Annotated in this window: 2 protein-coding genes; both read right to left on the minus strand. The window is 39.9% G+C overall.

Going from position 1 to position 6,594, the window contains the following annotated elements; genetic code table 11:
• Nucleotides 1-67: 67 nt before the first annotated feature.
• Nucleotides 68-4,402, minus strand: coding sequence for a translocation/assembly module TamB domain-containing protein (locus JMN12_RS09925; RefSeq protein WP_203138899.1), 4,335 nt, complete (start codon nt 4,400-4,402; stop codon nt 68-70).
• Between the two features lie 119 nt (nt 4,403-4,521).
• Complete coding sequence (gene gyrB, locus JMN12_RS09930; protein WP_009413399.1) at nt 4,522-6,498, minus strand: DNA topoisomerase (ATP-hydrolyzing) subunit B; 1,977 nt, start codon at nt 6,496-6,498, stop codon at nt 4,522-4,524.
• Nucleotides 6,499-6,594 lie beyond the last annotated feature (96 nt).

Here is a 6,594-nt window from a genome sequence, read left to right on the forward strand (position 1 = left end):
GCAAAAGTACAAAATAATTACGAATGACGAACGACGAACGACGAAAAAATGCTTTTCTTTCTATTTTTTATTTTTTTGATTCGAGTACTTTACCGCCTTTTTTAAATATTTTTTGCATCAAACCTTTAAAGGTATTGAAATCTACTGAATAGGTAAGACCTACCCCTTGTGCATAACCTATACGATCGAGCATATACTGCTGCCATTCGTTTTCACGATTGAATATTTTGGCTGTGAGACTACCATCGGGGTTGAGGCGGAATTGCACTTCTACATTGCCGGCTACGGCAGTACGACTCACACCTCCTACAGGGATACCTACTTTGGCATTCACACTTGCCCAATCGGTGATTTGGGTAGAGACGGTGAAGCCTAAACGGTCGCTATTGATATCGGACGAACTATCATTGATGCCTGCTTCATACGACACCCCTAAATTCAGCTTGTTATCTTCATCGGATAGCAATTGGTTGAATAGACCCGCAGCTGTTTCAAAAAGGTTATAGGCAACCAAACGATTATCGGTATTTTTCTCACTCATAAACGAGCCTTGTGCTAAGAGTGAGAAAGCTTGTAACTGTTTGCGGTCTTGGTCTTCTAACTTGTAGTTGAGTTCAGATACTAAACTTGGGCTGCTATCAGGGAAGGTAATATCGAACAAGGTTTCGGGGTGCATCAGTTCGCCTTCTAATTTAATAACTACCTGAGTATTAATTTTTCGGTTATACTGACTGCTTTCTAAGAGGGTACTTGGGTTAGCACTGAGGTTATAGGCAGCTTTCAGGTCGCGCAAAGTAGCTTTTAGCGGATCACCACTCCACGAAATAGAGCCACCAGGGAGTACGGTAAAGCGTTTATCGATAATGTTCTCGTACTTGAAATTGTAGAAGCCTGAATAGGTAATGAAGTCTCCCCACATATTGAACTTACCATTGGTATTGATTTCAATAAGGAGTGTACCCGCCCCACGCCCTACAAGGCTACTACCTGTTTTTCTATCCATTACAATTTCCACTTCGGCAGTAGGGAGGACATCTAACTCAAAATTCAATTCTAAACCTTTGATAGACTCTAAGTTGCGGTTTAATTGAATCTTCTTATCTCCTTTTTCTATAAAGGTGATAAACGAGTCGTCGCCAACACTCTCGCTATCGCTGAGTGGTATTTTAAAAGAAGTACCTTCTTCAGTTTTTGCATTTACTTTAATTGCAATCTCATCTAAAGCTCCTTTAATGGTAGCAGTTCCTTTCATAAAGGCAGTTCCGTAGAAGAGCGCTTCATCGGTATAAGGTGTATTGAGCACCATAAATCGTTTACCCAGAGTTTGCAATTTGAGGTCTAAGAACCAATCTAACAATCTGTTATGACGGATAGATCCATTGAGGGTAGCCTGAGTTTTATAGGCTGTATCGGTGAGTAGCCAGTTGTCAATATCAAAAGTTTTGTTATTCACCTTGATACGTGCTCCTTCTTGTATATCGGCGTTGAGTTTGAGATAGTCGATACCTACCCCCGCTTTGTGCAAGGTGAGCGTACCGTCCATCAGCGGGTCGGTTACACTTCCGTTTATTTTCACCTGTCCTGTTATTGTACCGCGTAGGTCGTAGAAGATACCTTCCAAAAACGGGTTGAAAGGCGAGAGTTCAAAGTCCTTGAAATAAGCTGTAAGGTCGAGCAAAGTACCTTTTTTCTTATCCAGATTAATTTTTCCGCGTGTAGCAAATCCGAGAGCGCGCCCGTTGGAGAAGAAAGCTCCTACATCAAAGGAGGACAAATCGTTATTGCCAAAGATACCGACTTCTAAATCGCCATAGTCGTAGCCATTCAGTTTAAAATACTGAATAAATAGGTCGGCAGAAGGGTAATACAAATTTCCTCGCTGGGTGAGCGACACATTGCCGTTGAGCGTTCCCGTGAGATTGAGTCCTTTCATTTCGGGGACTATTTTATCTAACGCCACGTTGTGTGCCACCAAATGTAGATTCTTGTAATCTTTGGTAGTGATGAGTCCACTGAGGTTTATATACTGGTTTTGGTGTGCCATTTTGAAGTTGCTCACCTTAATCGTATCGGCGGTACGATTGAGTACAATTTTGTTGTACTCATTCATTGCATTCTCACGGTTAATATACCACTCATTACCTTTGAAATTTATGAGCGATTTTTTGATACCAATAATAGATTCTTGTTTTTTGTTGAGTGTATGATAGAAATTCAACTCGTAAGTATCTTTACCAGTATCCCCACCTTTGAACTCGGTGCGAAAGAAAAGTGTATCTTTAATAGTGGTATTAATCAGGTTGAAATCTTGAATAGCATAGACTCCAAAATCAGCTTTTTTTACTTCAAAATAAGTATTGTACAATGGGTTTTTATTGTCGATTTCAAGGCTAAGACTATCAATTTGATTGTTGTAGGCATTGATACTTGGTGATTTCATTTGGAATTTAAAACTTCCTTTATCGGCATCTATATTGCCATTGACAAAAGTATTGCTACCTATTTTGACTTTGGGTACGAACACTTCTACAATTTTGTTGTAGATATTGAAATGAAAATCTACATATTGGTTTTTCTCTATTTTATAAGGATTATATTGGGTATAGATGCTTCCTACGGCATTTTGGAGTACTTTTTTAATTTCAGTTAATTTAAATTTTCCTTTTACATTTCCGCTGACGATATCAGGTGAATTGATAGTAATTTCTTTAATTCCGTTGTTGAGAGTTGAAACCACTTCAAAATCTTTAAAGGTAAAGTCGCCTGCTGAATTGATGTAATTAGTGTTTTTAAAGGATATTTTTCCTACAATATCATCTAATTGATTACCCGAAATATCAATTACTACCTTGCCACAGAACTGTGAAATGCTGTCCTTTTCCATAAAGCGTAACGCGTGGAGGTCGGCTAAAGCGATATCAGCTTGGAAATCGAATTTATTATTTCTGCCCGATAAGTCGGCAAGCCCGTTGAAGCTCATCATAAGATTGGGGTCGCGAGTGTCGATCTTACCGCTAAACACCTGATTTCGAAACTCTCCATTGATAGCTATGCGCTGGTAATTATAACCGTTATACCCCACTGAATGAATGGTACCATTGGCATAGAGTTTCATAGTAGCGAAATCTAAGCCTTCGCCACGCACTAACATATCGGTACTGATAGCCCCTATATTAGGATCGTCTAAAATTTTTCCTAAGTGAAATTGATTAGTAGTAAGTGTACCTTTAAAAGCTGTTTTATCGGTATGGGTAAGGTCGTCTAAAGAACCATCAATATGAGCTTCACCGTCATTAGTTTTTAGCCATACATTGGTTTGCAAGGAAGTGGTACGGTAAGCGAAATCACCATCTAAGGAGAACATTCCCAGCCTTTGCAGTTCCTCTGGGATATTTTTGCCCAAGACTTCGGGCATCAAGTAAGCTAAATCGTTATAAATACTCTCGGCGTGTAGGTTTTTGGCGATAACGGCGATATTAGCGTGTTGAGAGAGCAGATTTTGAAAAGCTAAATCACCTTCAATAAGTGTATTTTGATAGGAGATTTTACCTTGAGGAATGAGAAAGTTATTCAATGTACCCTTCATAGTTACGCTTTCTAACACTATATTTCTACCCCCATTGAAACCGTTGTAGAAAGCGTTTAAATCGGTAGTGTTCACAATAGCTTTAGGCAGATGGACATCAAAGACTACTTTATTTACAAAATCGCCAAAACTGCCATTGTGAGGCAACATAGTTATCGTACCTTGAAGGTCAGTTTGAGGTGTTTGCAATCGCAAATCCTTAGCTTGCATCAAGCTATCGGTATAGCTAAAATAGGTGTTTAGGTGGGTAACTTCTAATTTGTTGTCGAAACGGAAGTTGGCTTCTTTCATTTCAAAGAAGATTTTACTACCTAAGATTTTAAAGTCGTTTAGTTCGGTGTTTAGTTTAGTAACTTTTAGTATAGAAGGGTCAGGATTGTTATCATTGGAAATATAACAATAGCTATCTTTGAGCTCTATACCTTTAGCTTTCATCACAAATTTACCTGTACTGGGTTCACCTGAATCGAATTTATTCACAAATACATCGAGATTTGAGAGCGTATCGCCTTTGTGAGTTTTCATATTGAAAACAATGCTATCACCTTTGATATTGCCGAAGTACAGATTACCATCAATCAGCTGTTTGAAGTCTAAAATAGAAGTAGTGAGTTTTTTAGCTGAAATAAGCGTATCTTGTTTATGGTCGCGAATAAGGATGCGCTTGATATCTACATCACCATTGATTTTCAAGTGAATGCAGTCGATATTTAAGTCGATACCAAATTCCTTATTCAGGTAAGCTACTGCCTTTTTAGCGATGAAAGTTTGGGTGGCAGGTAAGGTCAAAAGAAGAGCCGTAACCCCCAGTAACACAAGGGTTATAAGGAAGAAACGAACAAGTATTTTTCGTAATTTTTTGATAGAATGAGTGTTTTAGTTGTTGTATATAAAGTAGGGGCATTTTGCAAAACGCCCCTACAGAGTTGATCATATTACGCGTCGATTTTCGCATATTTAGCGTTTTTCTCGATAAACTCACGACGGGGAGGGACTTCGTCACCCATTAGCATAGAGAAAACGCGGTCGGCTTCAGTAGCGTTATCGATAGTTACTTGGCGGAGAGTACGATGTTGAGGATTCATAGTTGTATCCCACAACTGGTGGTCGTTCATCTCACCTAAACCTTTGTAACGCTGAATGGTAACATTGCCCATTTCGGCAGAAAGTGCATCGCGTTGTTTTTCATTCCAAGCGTATTCTTCGCGTTTGCTACCTTTACTTTTCACCAAATAGAGCGGTGGTGTAGCGATATACACGTGACCATTTTCTATAAGTTCGCGCATATAGCGGAAGAAGAATGTAAGGATAAGAGTTGTAATGTGAGAACCATCGACATCGGCATCGCACATAATAATCACTTTATGATAACGTAGTTTACTCAAATTAAGTGCTTTAGCATCTTCTTCAGTACCGACAGTTACCCCCAAAGCGGTATAGATATTTTTAATTTCGTCGCTATCAAATACTTTGTGTTGCATTGCTTTTTCGACATTGAGGATTTTACCTCTGAGGGGCAATATTGCTTGGTTATCTTTATTTCGACCTTGTTTAGCAGTACCGCCCGCTGAGTCACCCTCAACGAGGAAGAGTTCGCATTTTGTAGGGTCTTCTTCAGAACAATCGGCAAGTTTACCAGGTAGACCTCCACCGCTCATCACGCTTTTACGTTGCACCATTTCACGGGCTTTGCGTGCTGCCTGACGAGCTTGAGCTGCTAAGATAACTTTCTCAACAATGGTTTTGGCATCATTAGGATTTTCCTCGAGATAATCTTCGAGCATTTGCCCAACGGCTTGAGATACTGCTGAAGTGACTTCACGGTTACCGAGTTTAGTTTTAGTTTGACCTTCAAATTGAGGTTCAGCGACTTTTACTGAAATAACGGCGGTAAGACCTTCACGGAAGTCATCACCTTCAATCTCTACAGGATTCTTTTTATCCTTGCTCATTTTTTCGAGCAAACCTGATTTATCGGCATAGGCTTTGAGCGTACGGGTAAGCCCCATACGGAAACCTTGCAAGTGAGTTCCACCTTCAGAAGTGTTGATATTATTGACGTAAGAGTGCAGGTTCTCGTTGTAAGAGTCGTTGTAAATCATAGCGACTTCTACTGGAATACCGTTCTTTTCACCTTCCATAGCAATTACACCGCCAATGATAGGCATACGGTTGCCGTCGAGGAATTTCACGAACTCTTTCAATCCATTTTCTGAATAAAATTTTTCGGTGATAAAGTTACCTTTTTCGTCCTTATTACGGAGGTCGGTAAGGGTAATCGTAATACCTTTATTTAAATAAGCGAGTTCACGGATACGAGCGGCAAGAGTATCGTACTTATACTCGGTAGTTTGTTCAAAGATCAATTCATCGGGGTGAAAAGTAACTTTAGTACCACGTTTATCGGTATCACCTACCTGTTTTACAGGGTACATAGCGACCCCACGTTGGTACTCTTGTTCCCATATTTTGCCGTCGCGGTATACAGTAGCTTTTAGATGGTCGGAAAGGGCATTCACGCAGGAAACCCCCACGCCGTGCAAACCGCCTGATACTTTGTAAGAGCCTTTATCGAATTTACCACCTGCACCGATTTTGGTCATTACCACTTGGAGAGCAGAAACGCCTTCTTTTTTGTGGATATCGACGGGGATACCACGTCCATTATCTTCGACGGTAATAGAATTATCTTCGTTGATAGTTACAGAAATCGTATCGCAATAACCAGCGAGGGCTTCATCGATAGAGTTATCGAGCACCTCGTATACAAGGTGGTGCAAACCGCGTGTTCCTACATCACCGATGTACATAGAGGGGCGCATACGCACGTGTTCCATTCCTTCAAGGGATTGGATATTATCTGCTGAATAGTCAGCAGAATTTAATTGTTCGTTATCTAATTCTTCTGCCATAATTTTATTATCGAATCAAGGGTGCAAAGGTACGAATAATTGGCTAATTTTGCAAATTAGTGAATTTACTAATTAAAAAACTCCCCGATTAGCATT

It is taken from the genome of Capnocytophaga genosp. AHN8471 (genome assembly GCF_016806945.1).
Lineage (GTDB): Bacteria > Bacteroidota > Bacteroidia > Flavobacteriales > Flavobacteriaceae > Capnocytophaga > Capnocytophaga periodontitidis.